General features: G+C 69.5%; 23 protein-coding genes and 1 pseudogene. 18 read left to right on the forward strand and 6 right to left on the reverse strand.

The window, feature by feature from the left end:
• Positions 1-618: 618 nt before the first annotated feature.
• The 4 genes and pseudogenes from ACTYVM_RS05075 to ACTYVM_RS05090 all read right to left on the reverse strand — a co-directional run.
• Positions 619-1,113, reverse strand: coding sequence for a hypothetical protein (locus ACTYVM_RS05075; protein WP_445524741.1), 495 nt, complete (start codon positions 1,111-1,113; stop codon positions 619-621).
• Positions 1,114-1,384: 271 nt separating this feature from the next.
• Complete coding sequence (locus ACTYVM_RS05080; protein WP_445524742.1) at positions 1,385-1,786, reverse strand: hypothetical protein; 402 nt, start codon at positions 1,784-1,786, stop codon at positions 1,385-1,387.
• An 867-nt stretch (positions 1,787-2,653) separates the two neighbouring features.
• Positions 2,654-3,001, reverse strand: a complete 348-nt coding sequence (locus ACTYVM_RS05085) for a DUF6281 family protein (protein WP_445524889.1) — start codon at positions 2,999-3,001, stop codon at positions 2,654-2,656.
• 258 nt (positions 3,002-3,259) lie between these two features.
• Positions 3,260-3,601: pseudogene (locus ACTYVM_RS05090) on the reverse strand (glycosyltransferase family 2 protein); the annotation flags it as partial.
• Here ACTYVM_RS05090 and ACTYVM_RS05095 point away from each other — a divergent pair.
• Entirely contained in the window at positions 3,581-4,576 is a 996-nt protein-coding gene (locus ACTYVM_RS05095) for a tyrosine-type recombinase/integrase (protein ID WP_445524743.1), read from the forward strand. The pseudogene ACTYVM_RS05090 and the gene ACTYVM_RS05095 overlap by 21 nt on opposite strands.
• Positions 4,577-4,823: 247 nt before the next feature.
• On the opposite strand, the gene ACTYVM_RS05100 is transcribed toward ACTYVM_RS05095, so the two are convergent.
• Entirely contained in the window at positions 4,824-6,251 is a 1,428-nt protein-coding gene (locus ACTYVM_RS05100; RefSeq protein WP_445524744.1) for a tyrosine-type recombinase/integrase, read from the reverse strand.
• A gap of 441 nt (positions 6,252-6,692) precedes the next feature.
• Positions 6,693-7,112 carry a helix-turn-helix domain-containing protein gene (locus tag ACTYVM_RS05105; protein ID WP_445524745.1) on the reverse strand — a complete coding sequence of 140 codons (420 nt, stop codon included), beginning with the start codon at positions 7,110-7,112 and terminating at the stop codon, positions 6,693-6,695.
• A gap of 228 nt (positions 7,113-7,340) precedes the next feature.
• On the opposite strand from ACTYVM_RS05105, the gene ACTYVM_RS05110 reads away from it, so the two are divergent.
• The 17 genes from ACTYVM_RS05110 to ACTYVM_RS05190 all read left to right on the forward strand — a co-directional run bounded on the left by ACTYVM_RS05110 (position 7,341) and on the right by ACTYVM_RS05190 (position 17,644).
• Entirely contained in the window at positions 7,341-7,835 is a 495-nt protein-coding gene (locus ACTYVM_RS05110) for a hypothetical protein (RefSeq protein ID WP_445524746.1), read from the forward strand.
• A gap of 76 nt (positions 7,836-7,911) precedes the next feature.
• The gene (locus ACTYVM_RS05115; protein WP_445524747.1) at positions 7,912-8,544 is read left to right on the forward strand and encodes a sigma-70 family RNA polymerase sigma factor; all 633 of its coding nucleotides are present in this window, start codon (positions 7,912-7,914) and stop codon (positions 8,542-8,544) included.
• Positions 8,541-9,302: a BN159_2729 family protein gene (locus tag ACTYVM_RS05120; RefSeq protein WP_445524748.1), complete on the forward strand. Its 762-nt coding sequence runs from the start codon at positions 8,541-8,543 to the stop codon at positions 9,300-9,302. The genes ACTYVM_RS05115 and ACTYVM_RS05120 overlap by 4 nt, the downstream gene beginning before the upstream one ends.
• Entirely contained in the window at positions 9,299-9,649 is a 351-nt protein-coding gene (locus ACTYVM_RS05125) for a hypothetical protein (RefSeq protein ID WP_445524749.1), read from the forward strand. The genes ACTYVM_RS05120 and ACTYVM_RS05125 overlap by 4 nt, the downstream gene beginning before the upstream one ends.
• Positions 9,646-10,302 carry a hypothetical protein gene (locus ACTYVM_RS05130; protein WP_445524750.1) on the forward strand — a complete coding sequence of 219 codons (657 nt, stop codon included), beginning with the start codon at positions 9,646-9,648 and terminating at the stop codon, positions 10,300-10,302. Before ACTYVM_RS05125 ends, ACTYVM_RS05130 begins: the two co-directional genes overlap by 4 nt.
• A complete protein-coding gene (locus ACTYVM_RS05135) occupies positions 10,299-10,595 on the forward strand; it encodes a hypothetical protein (RefSeq protein ID WP_445524751.1) in 297 nt (98 codons plus the stop codon). The genes ACTYVM_RS05130 and ACTYVM_RS05135 overlap by 4 nt, the downstream gene beginning before the upstream one ends.
• Positions 10,592-11,914, forward strand: coding sequence for an AAA family ATPase (locus tag ACTYVM_RS05140; RefSeq protein WP_445524752.1), 1,323 nt, complete (start codon positions 10,592-10,594; stop codon positions 11,912-11,914). Before ACTYVM_RS05135 ends, ACTYVM_RS05140 begins: the two co-directional genes overlap by 4 nt.
• Before the next feature lie 75 nt (positions 11,915-11,989).
• Positions 11,990-13,465, forward strand: coding sequence for a UvrD-helicase domain-containing protein (locus ACTYVM_RS05145; RefSeq protein ID WP_445524753.1), 1,476 nt, complete (start codon positions 11,990-11,992; stop codon positions 13,463-13,465).
• Complete coding sequence (locus ACTYVM_RS05150) at positions 13,462-13,779, forward strand: hypothetical protein (RefSeq protein ID WP_445524754.1); 318 nt, start codon at positions 13,462-13,464, stop codon at positions 13,777-13,779. Before ACTYVM_RS05145 ends, ACTYVM_RS05150 begins: the two co-directional genes overlap by 4 nt.
• Entirely contained in the window at positions 13,776-14,291 is a 516-nt protein-coding gene (locus ACTYVM_RS05155) for a hypothetical protein (RefSeq protein ID WP_445524755.1), read from the forward strand. The genes ACTYVM_RS05150 and ACTYVM_RS05155 overlap by 4 nt, the downstream gene beginning before the upstream one ends.
• Positions 14,288-14,764 carry a WhiB family transcriptional regulator gene (locus ACTYVM_RS05160; RefSeq protein WP_445524756.1) on the forward strand — a complete coding sequence of 159 codons (477 nt, stop codon included), beginning with the start codon at positions 14,288-14,290 and terminating at the stop codon, positions 14,762-14,764. Before ACTYVM_RS05155 ends, ACTYVM_RS05160 begins: the two co-directional genes overlap by 4 nt.
• A gap of 74 nt (positions 14,765-14,838) precedes the next feature.
• Positions 14,839-15,894: a helix-turn-helix domain-containing protein gene (locus ACTYVM_RS05165; RefSeq protein ID WP_445524757.1), complete on the forward strand. Its 1,056-nt coding sequence runs from the start codon at positions 14,839-14,841 to the stop codon at positions 15,892-15,894.
• Complete coding sequence (locus ACTYVM_RS05170; RefSeq protein WP_445524758.1) at positions 15,891-16,598, forward strand: zinc finger domain-containing protein; 708 nt, start codon at positions 15,891-15,893, stop codon at positions 16,596-16,598. Before ACTYVM_RS05165 ends, ACTYVM_RS05170 begins: the two co-directional genes overlap by 4 nt.
• Positions 16,595-16,858, forward strand: coding sequence for a zinc finger domain-containing protein (locus ACTYVM_RS05175; RefSeq protein WP_445524759.1), 264 nt, complete (start codon positions 16,595-16,597; stop codon positions 16,856-16,858). The genes ACTYVM_RS05170 and ACTYVM_RS05175 overlap by 4 nt, the downstream gene beginning before the upstream one ends.
• Positions 16,855-17,151, forward strand: coding sequence for a hypothetical protein (locus ACTYVM_RS05180; RefSeq protein ID WP_445524760.1), 297 nt, complete (start codon positions 16,855-16,857; stop codon positions 17,149-17,151). Before ACTYVM_RS05175 ends, ACTYVM_RS05180 begins: the two co-directional genes overlap by 4 nt.
• Positions 17,148-17,366: a hypothetical protein gene (locus ACTYVM_RS05185; RefSeq protein WP_445524761.1), complete on the forward strand. Its 219-nt coding sequence runs from the start codon at positions 17,148-17,150 to the stop codon at positions 17,364-17,366. Before ACTYVM_RS05180 ends, ACTYVM_RS05185 begins: the two co-directional genes overlap by 4 nt.
• Positions 17,363-17,644: a hypothetical protein gene (locus ACTYVM_RS05190; protein ID WP_445524762.1), complete on the forward strand. Its 282-nt coding sequence runs from the start codon at positions 17,363-17,365 to the stop codon at positions 17,642-17,644. Before ACTYVM_RS05185 ends, ACTYVM_RS05190 begins: the two co-directional genes overlap by 4 nt.

Consider the following 17,644-nt stretch of genomic DNA (forward strand, 5'->3'; position numbering starts at 1 on the left):
GCACTCATGACGTAACGGCGATTCGCGTACAGCACCAGCCGCAGAACGCGAAGCTCCCCGGTCTTCACGGCCGGGGAGCTTCGCCTGCGTCCGCGACACCCTGGGGCTGCTCGACCGGGCACTGCGGCCCCGTCCGAGACGCCCACGCCCTTTCACCGGCGCCGGGAACGGCGCCCCCTCCAGCACGGTGCCGGCTGATCCTCCGCCGGAGGCACCGCCCTTGACCGTGGCGGGTTCCGTCCGGCGCTCGACTCCTGGCCCTGGCCCCGTCCCATCCAGATCCGAGCGACCGCCAGGGCCGGCAGGGTCGCCAGGACCCCCAGGGCCGACAGGCCGCTGCCGGCCATGAACGTCAAAAACCCCCCGGCCCATTCGGAACCGGGGGTCTTCTCGCTGGTGGGGCTAACAGGATTTGAACCTGTGGCCTCATCCTTATCAGGTCGATCATGCCGGGGCTGCGGCGTCGACCAACCGGCTATGTGCTTTGGCCGATCGTTCCCTAAGGTCCGGCGGCGGCCGTCGCTGTGCGCCCTTGTTGGTGTCAGCCGCTGATGTCAGCCGCCCTACCCCGTCTTGACAAGGCGCGCTGGTTGGGCTGGAGCTACCTTGATCGACGCCTCATCCGAGAGGCAGCCATGACGGCCACCAGTCAGGAGCCCCGTTCAGCCCGCACTCAGCACCGGAGGAATCCATCACCACATGCCACACCGCCATCGACGGCCAGGCAAGGAGCACTCCGGCCAAGGCCACGGCCAAGAAGGCCAAAAACACCCGCAGTCCGCCTTCGGCCCGAGCCATGCTGTTCCATGCAACCAATGTGACAGTTGCCGCGATCAGCGACGATGCGCCCGCGTGGGCGAGCACAAGGCCGGGCTCGATGGTCCGGCAACTCCTCCAGGCTCCGCCGAGGAGTCCGGCAGATGTGTAGAAGACGCCGACGAAGACAAGTCCCCCCGTGGCCCGTCGGGTGGTCGCCGCTTCGTCGGCTGCTTCCGATTCGGCGTCCTGGGCAACGGACGAGCTACGGAGCTTCCTTATCTGTTCTGTAGCGCAGTAGTAGAGATACCACCAGGCCAGCACTCCGAGCGTTATCCAGGCGAAGCGCTCGAGCACGCCAGGTCGCGTCCCCATCGTTGCGAGTAGTGAGCCGATGACCGTCCCGGTGGCGATCAGGACCCCCCTGCCACCCGTCAACTGTTCTCCTCTGATGGGGGATGGTTGCCGACCCCGGCTGATCGGGGCTGGCAACCATCCCTCAGGTACCGGTCGGCTAGCGGCACCACCGTGACCATCCGTCGGGCCGTGATCAAGCGCAACCACTTCCACAGCTAGTGCCGCGGCGGGTGACGTTTGCGCGACGGGGCAAACGTTGCCTGTCGCGGCACTAGAGCATGCCGACGCCCTGTCGATCACGCCCCGCGCGCTGGCTGACCGCCATCACGATGAAGCCAACCAGCGAAAGCGCGGTGCCGGACAGTGCCCACCACTGCCGAAAGTCGAGGTTGAGGGTGTCGGGGGCGCTGAGCATCCACCCGAAGAGCAGCTGCCAGCACAGGCCGGAGGCAACCACCAACTGGCCCCAGGCATAGAGGCGCACGCGGCGAACTCGACGCTGGTTCGTGGGGATCACCAAGCCACCCAATTTCATGGGGATCACCCAGCCACGCGTAATCCCCAGTACGCCGGAGACGGCGAAGATCGACGCCCACAGAACAACAGGTATGGCGAAAAAGAGCTTCATGATCCCTCCCTGCACGCCGGGCCCCGCCGACGTCGCCGTGATCATGACACTCATCGCACGCCGCGTCCACGCGCTTCCGTAGCCCACGACGCTCCTGATCGGCTGGACTTCCTAGTCACCCACCCGTCGCTCGCGCTTGCGTGCTTCCCGGCGTTCCCGCGCTCGTCTGTTGTCTTCCTTGATGGCCTGGATCTCTTGCCGGAGACGGAGAGTGAAGTAGCGAGTGGCTATTGTGACGAGTATGGCGAGGCACACGCAGCCGATCACCAACGAAGGTACCGATGCCGTGTCGCGAAAGCCCGCCCACGCCAACCCGCCCAGCAGGCAGGTACCGACCTTAGTAAACTCGCGGCTCACGTCTCCTCCAGGGGCGGTCCGTCTCCTGCCGGAGACCGGAGCCTAATGCCTCCACCCACCAGTCACCCCAGCTCCCATCCCGTCCGCCGTCGACCCACACACCGTGGAGCGGGCGTGGTTCAGGGCGTCAAGGTGGAGCGCGCCACTGTACGAACGACCTTGACGCCCTGGGCCGCGTCTGCTCGGCTCTGCCTGGGTCGATGGCGGACGGGATGGGAGCTCCCCACGCACACCACAACGGACCCGCGGTCGGCAACGGCGCCCCCTCCATCCCGGTGCCGGCCGATCCCCCGCCGGAGGCACTGTTCTGACCTCGGCTGTGCCGTCTCAGTCCAGCCCCGGCCTGGTTTTCGCCCCCTTGTGGGCGCGGGCGGGCGACGGCGCGCGGCCCCGGTGACGAAGGCAAGGAGGGGCGGCGGCGACCGACCGGCGCCGCCGCGCTGTGCGCGGCACCTTCGATCTCGATCGGACTCCTTGCAGTTCAGGAGGCCGGAGCCACGGCGAGCGAAGCGAGCCCTTGATGAAGTAGGGAAACTCTTACCGCGCACTACCTAGCTAGTGCCTGGTCAGGTCCTCGACCTCCGGAGGCAGGCTGCCACCGGCTTGGACGGCCAGCAGCATGACCTCGTCCGGGGTGTACCGCACCGCGATGGCGATACGTGGATCCAAGCCGCCGACGGCATAGGCCGTCGCTTCGAGCCCTGCCGTATCGGCACCGGCGCCCGGTGTGTCATTGCAAGGCGGGAGCTCGGCGGTGCCGAGTGTGTCGCCTACACGGAAGTCGACGTTGGCCACTTCCGTATAGGTACGGCCTTCGTACGTGGCCATGATCGGGCAGTCCCCGCCACCACTACCCTGCACCGAACAGGCGGCCGTCAGCGCGACCACAACCATGACCATCACCGAGGACAACGGCACCAACCGTGACCGCGGCGACCTGTCGGCGTCACGTGGGAGGGAGAGTGTGACTCGCATCGGTGGGGCTCCTTCTGGCGCGTGCGCGCTCCGTCTCACCGGGTACGGCGGAACCATGGGGAGTTTTGACCCCACGCGCGTCTCCCGATCGATTCATGAACATGACGGAGCTCGGAGCGAATGCGTTCCCTCCGCTTTCGGTGACTCGCTTTCCCGCATGATCCAGGCGAAGGCCCTAGGTCGGGCTCACAGGTGCCATGTGCTGAGCTTGCTCAACGCTTCGGCGCGTTCCTCGATGATCTTCATCCGGGCACGTCGCTCGGTTTCATGGTGGTGGGCGTCCTGAGCAGTACTCTGTCCGGGCCACTTGCGGTAGAGCAATCCGCACTCCTCGATGAACCACCCGGTGCTCACGGCGTTCAGCGCCATCAAGAGGCCGGTGTCCTCGGAGGCTGGGAGCGCCATCCATCCGCCCAACGCGGTCACAAGGTCGCGCCGTGCGCACAGCGTCGCCGGATGCACCTGCGCCCTGAAGTCGTGGGTTCGCCATCGTTCCAGGACTGCGCCTTGGGTGATCGGTCCGGCGTCCCGGTGCCCTCGCGGTCATGGACGCTCGGGGAGTGGCTTGCCTACTGGCTGGAGCACATTGTCGAACCGGAGCGCGAGCACAACACGTACGCCAAGTACGAGTCCAAGGTGAGGTTTTACCTGCTACCGCACCTGGCCAAGAAGCCGTTGACGAAGCTCACGCCAGCCCAGGTCCGCGCGTTCATGGCGACGCTGAAGCGGGAAGAGGTCGGCGCGGCTACGCGGTTCGAGGTGCTCCGCGTCCTCCGGAACGCCCTCAACCGGGCCATCCAGGAAGAGTTGTTGACGCGTAACGTTGCGCTCCTTGTCGACATGCCCAAGGTCAACAAGGACAAAGGCAAGGCATGGAGCGCACGTGAGGCGATCACCTTCCTCCGCTCGACCCGTGCTCACCGCCTCTACGCGGCCTGCGTCCTCGTCCTGGTCCTCGGTCTCCGTCGCAGCGAGGTGCTCGGCCTGCGCTGGCAGGACATCGACTTCGAGGCCGGCCACTTCACCCCGGTCAAGCAGGTGCAGCGGGTCAAGGGCGTGGGCCTGGTCCTCAAGGACCTCAAGACGGAGTCCTCACAGGCGGTGCTCCCGCTTCCGAAGTTCTGCGCCCGTGCCCTGGAGGAGCGCCGGGAGCTGCAAGAGCTGGAACGGAAGATCGCCGGTGAGCACTGGTCGCAGAAGCCGGAACATGACCTGATCTTCTCGTCCGAGCACGGCGGCATGATCGACCCGATGGGCTTCTCCCGTACCTTCGATCGGCTGGTCAAGCGGGCCGGTGTCCGCCGCATCACGGTCCGTCTCGCCCGGCACACCTGCGGGACCCTGCTCGCCTTCCTGAAGGTGCACCCCAAGGTCGCCCAGGCGATCCTCCGGCACAGCCAGATCAGCATGACCATGGACGTCTACACGCACGTGGTCGGCGAGAGTGAGCGGGAAGCGGTCGGCATGCTTGCCGAGCTTCTGGAAGATCCACTCATCGGCTGATGTCAGCCGTGGATGTCAAAGACCCCCAGCCGTTGATGACTGGGGGTCTTCTCGCTGGTGGGGCTAACAGGATTTGAACCTGTGGCCTCATCCTTATCAGGATTCAGGCCAAAGATGTGGATCTCCGCAGGTCACCTGACCTGCACCGGAACACAGGATCTACAATCCACACCCCTACGCGGATCTACAGGGCCCCTGTACGCCCTACTCGCGTCCCGGGATAGTTCCGGGGTAGTCCCGGGATGGCTCATGCGGCCTGCACCGCCCGCAGCCGCCGGGCCGGTCGCGCCGCGCCAGGCTTCCGTTCCTCGAGGGCCGCGAGCACCTGGCCCGCGTAGTCGGCGGCCGCGTGCGTGTAGATCCACGTCACCTCTCCCGCCCGCTCGTGTCCGAGGATCTCCTGCGTGATGACCTCCGGCACGCCGCGGTCGTGCAGCCGCGAGGCGAAGGCGTGCCGGCAGTCGTGGAAGTCCGGCCACCAGTCGGCCCTCTTCACCTTCTCCGCGCGGGTACGCCCGGTCGCCTCGTCCGTCTTCTGCACGGTGACGATCCGGACGGTCTTCCGGACGACTCCGGCTTTCGTGATGGCGTCGGTCCACACCCGGCGGAACGCGCTGCGCCGAAGGGGCGCCCGGTACGGCTCCCCCACGGAGCCGTTCACCCGGGTCCCGCGACGGACCTTGTTCCTCCCGTGGAACACGAGCTCGTCCTCGCGCAGTCCGTCCTTCGGCTCGGACACAGCGCGGCTGGGATTGCCTTCTTCACTCTCCTCCGCCCACAGCTCCCTGAGCATCCGGGCCGCGAGCCCGGTGAGCGGCACCGTGCGCAGGCCGGCGTCCGACTTCGGGTACGCCTTCCGCTTGATCTTCCCGCGCGGCTCGACCAGGACCTCGCGGACGTGGATCCGCCGGCCCTCGAAGTCGACCCAGCACCAGCGCAGTCCGGCCAGCTCCTGGAAACGCAGTCCGGTCTCCTGGGCGACGATCAGCAGCGCGTGGAAGTAGTCGGGCAGCTTCTGCCGGATGAGCCAGAGCTGTGCGTAGGTCGGTGGCCTCCGGTCCTCCGGGTGCTTTTTCTTGATCGTCGGCAGTCGCACGCCTTCGGCAGCGTTATAGGGGACACGGCGGTCCCGTTTGGCGGACTCCAGCATCCGGTCGAGGACCTGGAAGCACTTCGTCACCGAGCTGGCGGCGAGCGGCCCGCCGTTCTCGTCGTGCAGCGAGTTGACCCAGGTCTGGATCTCCAGCCAGGCCAGCTCATACAGCCGGTAACTGCCGAGGAAGGGCTCGACGTGGTTGCGCCACATGCCCTCGTCGCGGAGCTGCGACTGGGTCCAGTCCTCGATCCGGGTCCGGCCCTTCGTCTGGGTCGGCCACCACAGCTTCCACCAGGCAGCGAGGGTGATCTCGCCGCGGGCTGGGTCGATCCATGTCCGCTGCCGCATCTCGGTGCGGGCCTGCTCGAGGAACGCGACGGCTTCGTCCCACGTTGGCTTCGTCTTGCTGCGTTCCTTGCCCGTCGGGTCGGTGTACCGGGCCTCCCACGAGCCGGTGTGCTCGTCGGTCGGCGGCCGGTCGCCCGGGTACCGCTTCAGGCAGACCGGGCAGCCGCAGCGCATGGACGGGTTGGGGCGTGGGTTGTTGGTGGCCCTAGCCTGGGCCTTTTTGCGCACCATCGGGTGTGCTCCTGATCAGAGAGGCCGTGCGCCGGCCAGGGTGGGGGCCGAGGTGAACTCGGGCGGGAGCGGGACGCGCTCTCCGCAGAAACACGCGAGGCCGGCGCCGGGGATAGTCGGTGCGCCGAGGTCGATCGTGAGGATCGCGTGGAGCTCTCTGATCAGGTCGTGGGGGTGGGTTCCCCTGGATACGAGGATGGTCACCTCGTCTGGGTCCCAGATGGCGATCGTCGGGAGATCATCGACGACGGCAATGCGGATGCACACAGGTGTCCCCCAGGGTGGTCGATAAGTCACAGATTGGTCCGCTCCGGGAGGACAGCGGGTGACTGATCGTACCTGTGTGTGTAGATGCTTTGTAGGTGATCGTGAGATCCGGTGGAGATTTGTTTCGCGTAGAACTATTCCCGTGAATGCGCCCGCCGTTAGGCAACCCTAAGTTCATTGGCCGCTGACGATCTTGGTCATGATTTCGGCGTCCTCGACGAGCAACCTCTGCTTGTCGGGCGGAAGTTGCCGGTACAGCTTCAGGAGCCTGGACTCGCGCTCCTCGCTCAGCCGGCCGGGAGCTGGACGCCCGACGGCCTCAAAGAATTCACGGACCGAGGTCTCCACGCCCCACTCACGGAAAGCGCCGGCGAGGGCCCGCAGCCTGTCCGGGTCGATACGCGACGTGCCCCTCGTCCTATTCATCCACGCGTTGAGCGTCTGGTAGGTGACGCCGGACTCGTCGGCCAAGTTCTTCTGCGTCTTGCCCTTGGCCTGCGAGAGAAGACGCTCAAGCAGTGCCGCCAGGTCCTCACCGGCAGGGGTGAGGTCCTCGGCGTCGTGCGCGCCGGGGTGGTTCTGGTGGCTGTTCACGCTCAGAGGATCCGGCATCCCATCTACATGCGCAAGTAGATCGCGGATCGATGACCTGTATTTGACCGTGCCCCGGCGCGTCTACGCGGCCCCTGTGCGCCCCTATCCAGCGCACTACGACCCCTGCGCGCCACCCTTGACTCGATCCACATCTACATGCAGACTGTAGATAGTGCAGGTCAGCCCGACCGGCGCACCCCAATTTCGGCCACGGCCGGAGGTTTCACCATGCGACGACTGGACAAGGGAGCCCCGCTCCGGGCCGCCATGGAGGCGGCCGAGCTGGACATCCCGCGCCTCGCCGCCAAGACCAAGGAAGTCGACCCGGACGGCGCCGGCCTCTCGAAAGCACTGGTCGGCTTCATCGTCGGCAAGGGCAAGACGGCCCGCGAAGAGTGCAGCGACCGAGCTGCCGAGCTCATCGCGGCCGCACTCGACCGGGAGGTCGCCGCCCTCTTCGAGACGCCTGTTTTCATGCTCTCGGAATCTACATCTACAGGTGGATCCGAGATGGCGGAGCGGCGAAAGCCGTTGCCGGAGCAGCTCATGGACCAGCGCGAGCTGGCCCGGTTCCTCCGCAAGTCGATGTCGTGGATCGACTCCCAGATCACTGACGCGCGGAAGCACGGCCAGATCTGGCCCGGCCTGATCTACGTCGGCGGCTCCAGGCGGTTCGACCCGCACGCCGTGCTCGACGGCCAGCGGCGGCAGCGCGCCGCATAACCCACGAGGGCCGTCCCGGACGCGACCCGGAACGGCCCTCCACAACCCAAAACCCCTACGTCAAAGGAGAACGGCTGTGTCTGCACAGGCTAACGCCATGATCAACCCGCCGGGAGGTGCCGCCGTGACCGACCTGGTCACCCGCGCCGGCCTCGGCGACCGTGACGCCTTCGCCACCCTCTACAACGAGTACCGGGCCGGGGTGTACCGCTTCCTCGCCAGGCGGACCAAGGACCGGGGCCTGGCCGAGGACCTCACCAGCGAGACGTTCGTGCGCGCCCTGCGCAGGATCGACGTCTTCGCCGAGCGGTCGGCCAGCGGCGGCTTCAGCGCCTGGCTGATCACCATCGCCCGGAACCTGCACCTGGACCACCTCCGGTCGGCCCGCTTCCAGCGCGAGGTGCTGGTGGCCGAGATGTTCGACGACTCGGTGGGGCGGGAGCCCAGCGCCGAGGCGACGGCCCTGCACGGCCTGGACTTCGCCGAGATGGTCGGGGACCTGAAGGCCGCGATGGACGAGCTCACCCCGTACCAGCGCGACTGCGTGCGGCTGCGGTTCCTGGAGGGCCTGTCGGGGCCCGAGACGGCCGCCCGGCTGGGCAAGACCGGCATGGCAGTGAAGATGGCCCAGCACCGCGCCATGTCCACGATGAAGCACACCATCCGTAGCCGCGCCGCCGTGCGGCAGCAGGACGGGGCCGCCGCGTGAACAGCAACCTCTCCCACGCTGTCCGTGTCGTCCGCGAGGCTCTGGCATCCAGCGGCAGTGACCCGGCGGCGGCTATCGTTCACGCCCTGGCCGACGCCAAGCTCCTGGCCGCCCCGCGGTCGAAGGGGGTCGTCCTGCGCCGTGCGGCTGGCGGCGGCTGGGCGCGCGAGGACCAGAAGCTGACGGACCTGGAGCAGCAGGCGCTCGCCTGGGACCAGTCGTGCCAGCGGGCCGGCAAGGTGGCGGCCGCCATCGAGGCCGCGATCGGTGAGCACCCGTCGTTGCAGCGGGTGAAGGTCGACGGGGACCGGGTCCTGGTCGCGCTGCACATCACGCAGCAGGCCGAATGGGCGCACTGGCGGCAGTTCTTCGGGATCACGCACGACAAGGAGCAGCCGCTGCCGTATGCGGTGGCCGGGGATGGCTACCGGGACGGGGTGCGGGTGTCGGTCGTGGCGTACGACCTGCCGCAGACGCGGGCCCGCGAGGCCTCGCTCGCAGCTCGTCCGTTCCAGCTCGACGGGTTCGTGTACGACCTGGCGGTGCCGCAGCGCGACCGCGATGGTGACGTCTGGTTCTTCCAGGGCGAGACGCGCGCGGACGGGATGCCGCTGCTGTCGATCGACGGCCGGCCGGAGCGGTGCTCGCTGGCGAACATCGTGGAGCAGGTCGGCCCGTTGACGCCCGTCAGGGACGCCTCGTCGGACCTGGTGACGCCCGTCACCGCCAAGGGTGCCGAGGGCGGTGACGCGGCATGAAGACGCACATCGCGGTCCAGGCGGCCGTCGTCACGATGCTCGTCGCCAAGCGCCCCGCCCTCGCCCAACTGCCCATCGAATGGTCACTGAGGAGCGACGGCTCGATCTACGTCGACATGGCCCTCCGCGCGGATGCCGCACTCGTTCCGCAGGCTGCTGCCGAGATGGCGCGCGCTATGCGGGGCGCCCGCGAGTACAGCTTCGACCTGCGGCAGGACGACGGCACGGTGACCCGGACCTTCCAGGTCGAGGGCAAGCCGTCGGGCGTGTCAGTGGAGTTCCTCGCCTCCCAGCGGGGCCTTCGTCTGGACGAGGCAGCTGCTCCCGAGGGTGGTGACGGCGCGTGAACACGAGGTTGGTGAACACCGCGGCGAAGGTCATCGCGGCCGCGATGGAGCAGGGGAAGCGGATTCCGGCCACGCTCGCGATGGCGCTGGAGTCGGCGCAGCTGCTCCAGTCCCCGGAGACCGTCGCCGAGCACGTCCAGGCCAAGGAGTACCTGACGGGCGCCCGGCTGTCCCTTTGGGAGGAAGAGCAGGACAACGCGCGGCTGCGGCTAGCGCTGGCGTCCGCGAAGCGCGGACGCCGGGAGCTGCGGTCCCGCGTCGCCGAGCTGGAGGCCCGGCTGGCCGAGGCCGAGCGTCCGGTGGACGGGTACACCCGGAAGTTCGCGCCGGTGCTGGCCCTCCGCGAGGACACCCCGTCGCACACGGCCGAGGGCTCTCCGGCCGCGCGCCTCGCACGGCGCCTCCGCACGCAGCCCGACGTCCAGGCCATCGACGTGATCGACGACGGCGCGATCCGGGTCACCATCCACCCCCAGACGCTCGACTGCTGGCGCTGGTGGCAGGCCCGGTTCAACGTCGACGCCGCCTCCGCAACGTCGCGCGGCAGCCTCATGACCGCGACGGGCCGTCATGACGGGGTGACGGTGCACTTCGCCGCCCTGGGCGTGCCCGCACTGATCGTCGACGCCGTGAAGGGTCGTGACGACCAGTGAGCGCGTACAGCAGCGTCTACCAGGCCCTCACCAGCGGCCGGCCCCTCCGCCCCGGCGAGGCCGCGCAGCTGCTCGCCGACCTCCGCCGCGAGACCGGCGACGAGCTCGCGGACGCGATCGAGCGGGACCTGTCCGGCAAGTACCGCCGCGGCCCGCAGGACACCGACGGCGAGTTCCGGAAGAAGCGCCGTCAGTACGGCGCCGCCATGCGAATCGTCAAAGCCCTCCGCTCTCTCGCCGCCGTCCCCATCCACCCCGCCTTCCCGCACCAGCGCAACCGGAGCACCTCATGACCACGTTCTCCTTCGCCCCGGCCACCCGTGAGGCCGCCCGCGCCCGCATCGGACTCCAGGGCCCGGCCGGATCTGGCAAGACCAAGACCGCACTGCGCCTCGCCGAGGGCCTCGCCCAGGGCGGGCAGATCGGCCTGGCCGACACCGAGCGCGGCTCCGCCCTCAAGTACGCCCCCGTCCCCGGCCGCCCGGAGCTCGGCGGGCACGCTTTCGGGCACCTGCCCATGGACCGGCACGACCCCCGCGACCTGATCGAGGTCGTGCGGGCCGCCGAGGCCGCGAACCTGGCCGTCCTCATCGTCGACTCCTGGAGCCACTTCTGGAACGGCCGCGGCGGTCTCCTGGAGATCGTCGAGGAGGCCGGGTCCCAGAAGGGCGCCGGCGGCACCTTCGGCGGCTGGCGCACCGGCAACCCGATCGAGCAGGAGATGCTCGACGCCCTTCTGAACTTCCGCGGCCACCTCATCGTGACCATGCGGACCAAGGGCGACTACGTGATCGAGGGGAAGAAGGTCACGAAGGTCGGTGTGAAGGCTGTCCAGCGCGAGGGTGCCGAGTACGAGCTGGACGTCGTGATGGACATGGTGGAGGGCACGGCCACCGTCACGAAGACCCGGTACGAGCCGCTCAACGGGCAGGTCATCCACCACCCGGGCGAGGACGTCGCCGAGATGATCCTGGAGCAGCTCGGGCAGGGCGTGGACCCGGTGCAGGTCATCGTGGACGAACTGACCGGCGAGGGCCTGACGTACGAGCGGGCGCTGGAGCTGCACGGCCGGGCCCGGGCGCGGAACCTGCTTGCCACCGGCCAGATGCACCCGGTGTCGGGTGAGCCGACGACGCTGGGGGACCTGATCCGGGAGTACGGGCAGGCCGTCAAGCCTGCCGCGACGCCCGTCACGACGGGTCAGACGACTCCGCCGGCGCCGCCCGCCGCGCAGCCGAACGGCGAGGAATGGACCGGCCCGTCGGCTCATTCGCTGCCCGACGCCGAAGCGTCCGCCCCTGCGGTGCGCAGGTCGGCAGTGCCGGAGGAGCCCTCGGTGACGCCCGTCACGGCTCCGCAGATGCGGATGATGCACGCGCTCTTCAACAAGCTCGCCGTGACGGGCCGGGACGACCGCCTCCGCGCGACCTCGATCATCATCGGCCGCCGCGTCACCAGCGCGAACGAGCTGACCCTGGCTGAGGCCCAGACGCTGCTGGACTCGCTCAACCTCTACAGCGACCGAGAGCCGAGCGAGTTCGCCGCGATGGTCCAGGGCCTGGAAGCAGAGGCCGAGGCCAGCTGGGCCGCCGAAGACGTTCCCGCCGCCTGATTCACCACTGACCGCGGGTCCGCCCCGACCCCACGCCGGGGCGGGCCCGCACCCCCCGAAAGGAGGTGCACCCCAGTGGTGAACCCCACCAAGGAACAGACCGAGGCGATCGACGCCTACGGTGACGGGCTGGACCTCGTCCTCCAGGCCGGCGCCGGGTGCGGCAAGTCCTCGACGCTGAAGCTCATCGCCCGTAGCGACCGGCGCCGCCGGATGACGTACGTCGCCTACAACAGCGCCATCGCCGCCGACGCCCGCCGCAGCTTCCCGCCCAACGTCAGCAGCAAGACGGGCCACGGCCTCGCCTTCGAGCCGCGGTACGGCGAGCGTCTCAACCGGCCGCGCCAGACCGCGCACCAGGCCGCGCAGGCCCTCGACGTCCGCTCAATCCTCGGCATCATCGGCGCGACCCCAAGCATCCGCACGGACCTCGGCGCGCAGAAGGCCATGACGTCCAAGATCATCATGCGGATGGCGCTGGACACCGTCACCCGGTTCTGCCACAGCGCCGACGCCGAGATCACCCCCAAGCACATCCCGCACTACGACGGCCTGACGAAGAAGGACGCCCGCGGCGAACTGGAGAAGCTCGTCCTGCCGGTCGCCAAGGCCGCATGGGAGGACCTCCAGCGCGACGAGTCCGTGCTGAACCTGTCCCACGACCACTACCTGAAGATGTGGGCCCTCTCACGGCCGAAGATCCCGACGGACGTGGTGCTGCTCGACGAGGCGCAGGACACCAACGACGTGCTGTCCGCGGTCCTGCTCGACCAGGAGCACGCGCAGCGCATCGCCGTCGGCGACTCCGCCCAGCAGATCTACAGCTGGCGCGGCGCCAACGATGCCCTGGCCAAGTTCGTCCGCGAACTCGGCTGCCCCGAGCTGAACCTGTCCCAGTCGTTCCGCTTCGGGCCGGCCGTCGCCGCCCGCGCCAACATCTGGCTCCGCTTGATCGACGCTCCGCTGCGGCTCACCGGCTGGGATGCCACCGAGTCCACTGTCGGCCCGCTCGATGCCCCGGACGCGATCCTGTGCCGCACCAACGCGGGCGCCATGGGCATCGTCATGGAGGGCCTCGCCAGCGGCCGGAAGGTGGCCCTGGTCGGCGGTGGCGGCGACATCAAGCGTCTCGCCTGGGCAGCCGAGTCCCTCCAGGACGGCCGTCCGACCGACCACCCCGAGCTGTGCGGCTTCGTCTCCTGGGACGACGTCCGCCAGTACGCCGCCGAGGAAGACGGCTCCCTCGAGGTCCTCGTGAAGCTCATCGATGAGCACGGGCCGGACCGGATCGTCGCCGCGGCGGACGGACTGTGCTCGGAGCAGCAGGCCGAGCTGGTGGTGTCGACCGCGCACCGCAGCAAGGGCCGCGAGTGGCCGGCCGTTCGTATCCACTCGGACTTTCGGGCACCGAAGCCGGACCAGAAGACCGGTTTGGTCGTCCTGCCCCGGGAGGAGGCCCGCCTGGCCTACGTGGCCGTTACGAGGGCCCGGGAGCAGCTCGACGACACCGCGCTCGCGTGGGTCCGTGACGTGACGGCGGTGGCGGCATGAGCGTCCCTGAGCGCACTGGCCGTGCCCGGCCCGGGCGCGGGTGCCGCTGGTGTGGGTCGAAGGCGGAGATCGTCAGATACGAGATCCGGGACCCGGAGAGCGGCGGCACCGGCAGCGAGGTCATGTGCTGCGTCTGCGGCAAGCATCAGTGGCGGTGGGGCGCCGAGAGGGAGTTCTGGGCGCAGGAGACTCACAAGGAGATCGCCTGCGACGTGCTGGTGGCCGCATGGCTCGCTGCTCAGATCATCCAGCTCGGCAAACAGGCTCCGGCCAAGCCCGAGCAGCTCGGTTTGTTCGAGGCGGTGGCGGCATGAAGACGCCCACCACCTCCGTCACCGGCGTCCCGGCCGGCCGTCAGCGGGGCTGGATCCCGGTCACGACCCTGGCCGTCCCCACCGTCTGGATGGCCACCCCTGAGGGGCTGGTCTGCCTCGACCTGATCGCCGTGGAGCTCGCCGCCAACGGGTTGCGGAAGGGCTGGACGCTCACCTCGGACGAGGCCCGCTACGCGGCAGGCCTCCTGTTCGAGCGGCAGGTGCCCTACTCCGTCGTCTCTGTCCGCACCGGGACGAACGGAGCCACGTTGCAGGCCTGGTTCCCGGAGCAGGCCGTCGCGAAGGAAGGCAAGGCCCGGCCGCGCCCGTCGAAGCCGAAGCCCGCGCCGAAACGGAAGCCGCCCGCCCCGTGCGGCACCTATCAGGGCTACCGGCGGCACCACCGCCACCGCGAGCCGGCGTGCGAGCTGTGCAAGGAGGCAAGGCGGGCCGCGGACCGCCACTACCGGCAGCACGGAAGGTACGTCGATACCCCGGAGGTGACGTCATGACGGCCGTCGACGACACCCGTCATGACGGGACGCAGGGACGGGACTGGGAGCTGGACGCCGTGTGCCGCCCCCTGGACCCGGAGGTCTGGTTCAGGAAGGCGGACCGCTCGAAGGCCCGCGAGTTCTGCGAGGCCTGCCCGGTCGCGGCCCGGTGCCTGGAGACCGTGATGCGTCGTGAGGAGGACCTGTCCGCGGGCTACCGGCACGGGATCTTCGCCGGGCTGACCGGGCCCGAGCGCGCGGCCCTCGCCAGGGCCCGCGAGCGGGCCCGCGAGGAGGCCCTGGAAGAGGAGACGCCAGCCACGCCGAAGAGCAACGCCGGGCGGCCGCTGTCGCCGTGCGGCACCCGGGCGGCGTACCAGCGGCACCTCAGCAAGGGGGAGCCGGTCGACGACGCCTGCCGGGCCGCGAACACCGTGAGCAAGCGGCAGTACCAGCTCACTGGCTCCAGCGTGCTCCCGGCCGGCCGATAGGCGCCGGTGGTCCGGCGGATGACACCGGCCGCTGGACCACCGGTCACCAACCACCACGACGTGAAAGAGGGCGAGTGAGCACCGAGGCCATGACCTGGGCGATGGACGACGCCCCGATGCTGCGGACCGACAAGGGACGGCCCGACAGCACGGCGCGGCATGTCCTCCAGGTCCTCGCCGAGCACGCGCGCCCCGACGGCTCCAACTCGCACCCGTCGAACCTGCGGATCCAGTACCGGACCGGCTACGACGAGCGGACCATCCAGCGGGCACTGCGCCGCCTGGAGACGGGTGGCCTGATCAAGCGGCAGGGCGCCGTGCAGGGGCGGACGAAGTGGAAGCTTCAGATGCACTTGCGGCGGCCGGAGTTCGACTGGGCGGAGCTGGAGGACGAGGCCGAGGCTGCGAGGCAGCAGGCTGCGGAGCGTCAGCGGCGTGCCCGAGCGAAGCGCGTCACGCAGTCAGAATCCGTGACTGTCACGCACGGAGAGTCCGTGACAGTCACGCACTCAGACGACGTGACAGAGGGGGGTGTCACGCACTCAGAGTCCGTGAGTCACGCACTCCCAATGCGTGACGTCACGCACTCTGCGTCCGAATGTCACGCACTCAGTGCCCCCCTAACCGTCATTAACCACCAGGGGAACCACCAGGAACCGTTCCCCGCTCCCGCCGACGCTTCCGGTCCTGCCGCCACACCCGCCCCCGGTGACACAAGAGACGCGGACGACGACGTCCTCGAGGGCGAGCCCGTCGACGACGACCAGGCCGACGCCGCCGACGCACCCATCACCGCGCAGACGATCGTCGGCGAGTGGCTGGACCGCTGCACCGAACGCCCGCCCTCCCGAGTCGTCGGCCAGATGGCCAAGGAGATCCGCGTCCTCCTCGACGACGACGGCATCCACCCCGACTGGATCCGCCGCGGCATCGCCCGCTGGATGCAGCGCGGCCTCCATCCCTCAACGCTCTCCAGCGTCGTCAACGAGGTCATGAACGCGCCCAGTCCCGCAACGCCGCGCCAGTCCGCCGGCCCGCGCTACGACCCCGCCACCGGCACAGACCTTTTCGAGCGCGCCATGGCCCGCGCCAAGGCCCGCGACGCAGCCGCCGAAGGAGGCACCCCATGAACAGCCAGGAGGCCACGGCCCTCTGCGCCTACGTCCACCAGCTGTGCCCTCAGCAGCGCTTCAACGAGCACACCCCCGACGTGTGGGGCGACGTCCTCGCGCCGTACGACTTCGACGAGGCCCGCGCCGCCGTCGTCGCCGTCGCCTCGCGCCAGGCCTTCGTCGCTCCCGCCGAGATCATCACCGAGATCCGCGAGCGCCGCGCCGAGCGCATCGAGCTGTCGAACCTCGTGTACGACGGCGACCCGCTGGAGACCGGCGCCCAGTCCGCGGCGAACATCCGCGAGATCATCCGAGCCGCTGGAGACGGCCTCACAGGCCCCAGCAGCATCCGCGCATCTCTCGGTGCCGGAGATCGCCTCGCACTGCCCCCTGGCGCCGATCACGGCCCGTACGAGGGCCGTGCAGCCGCCATCCGCGCCTCCATCGGCAAGATGCCCCCGCGCGTCCGCGAGGGCGTCGTCAACGTCCGCGCCGTCCCCTGCCAGACCTGCCAGGCCCTCCCCGGCGCCAGCTGCACCACCCGCGGCCGCCGCCGCCAGGACGTCCACCCCAGCCGCCTCGACGACGCACGCCGCGCAGCCGCCGGCCTCCCCCCGGTCGACGCCGCCGAGGCGCTCCAGGCGCAGGCGCGCATCCAGGCCGCTTCCGCTGCCGCGCTTGCCCGCGACGAGGGCCAGGAGCAGGAGGCCGAGGCGTCATGACGCGCCGCTACCGCTTCCCGCAGATGGCCGTCCGGTGCCCCTGGTGCCGGGCCGCCGTCGGCGAGCTGTGCACGAACCCGCGCGGCACCCAGGCCCGACGCCGGGACACGCACGACGCCCGCCGACTCGCCTGGGCCATGACAACCAGGTGCGCTGAATGCCACGCCGACCCCGGCCAGGCCTGCACCACCGAAATCCACGGCCACACCATCCCCCTCCCCGACGTCCACCCCACCCGCACCCCCACCACCACGCCATGAAACGACTCGCCACCTGCCACGACTGCCGCCAGCCGATCCTCTGGACCATCACCGAGGCCGGAAAGCGCCTCGCGGTCAACCCCGACCCCGACCCCGCCGGCAACACCGCCGTCCGCTGCGACGGCACCGGCGCCTGGCGCTCCCGACGCCCCACCACCGAACTCCCAATCACCGGCTGGGAGCGACTCCACGCACCGCACGTCGCCACCTGCCCCACCCGCACCGAACAGCTCACCCTCCCCGTCGGCGTGACCAGCCTCGCCGCCCACCGTCGAAAGAGGAGGGCCCGATGAAGTGCCGGTACTGCCCCCGCCGCCTCAAGACGAAGGAGTCGCAGGACCGCGGCTACGGCCTGGTGTGCGGCCGGAAGCAGGGCCTGATCCCGCCGCCGACGCCCCGTCACGCCCGCCCGACGACACCCGTCACGGCCGTCACGACGCCCGACGTCCACCCCGACCAGATGGCCATCCCCATCCAGCCCGAACTGCCGAAGGAGCCGATCCTGTGACCGGACCCGAGCACTACCGCGAAGCCGAACGCCTCCTGAGCGCGGCTTCCTACACCCACGGCCCCGGCGGAGACCCGGTCCACCCGGAGGCCGCCGCGCACCACCTCGCCATGGCGCAGGTGCACGCCACCCTCGCCCAAGTCGCCGCGCTCGTCTCCAGCCAGCCCCTCGAGGTCCACAGCAAGGACAGCAGCGGATTCGGCGAAGAGGACTGGGACGAGTGGCAGGAGTCCTTTCACTCGACCACCAAGCCCAGCACCACCACGAAGGAGAACTGA

It is taken from the genome of Streptomyces cyslabdanicus, assembly GCF_052663305.1.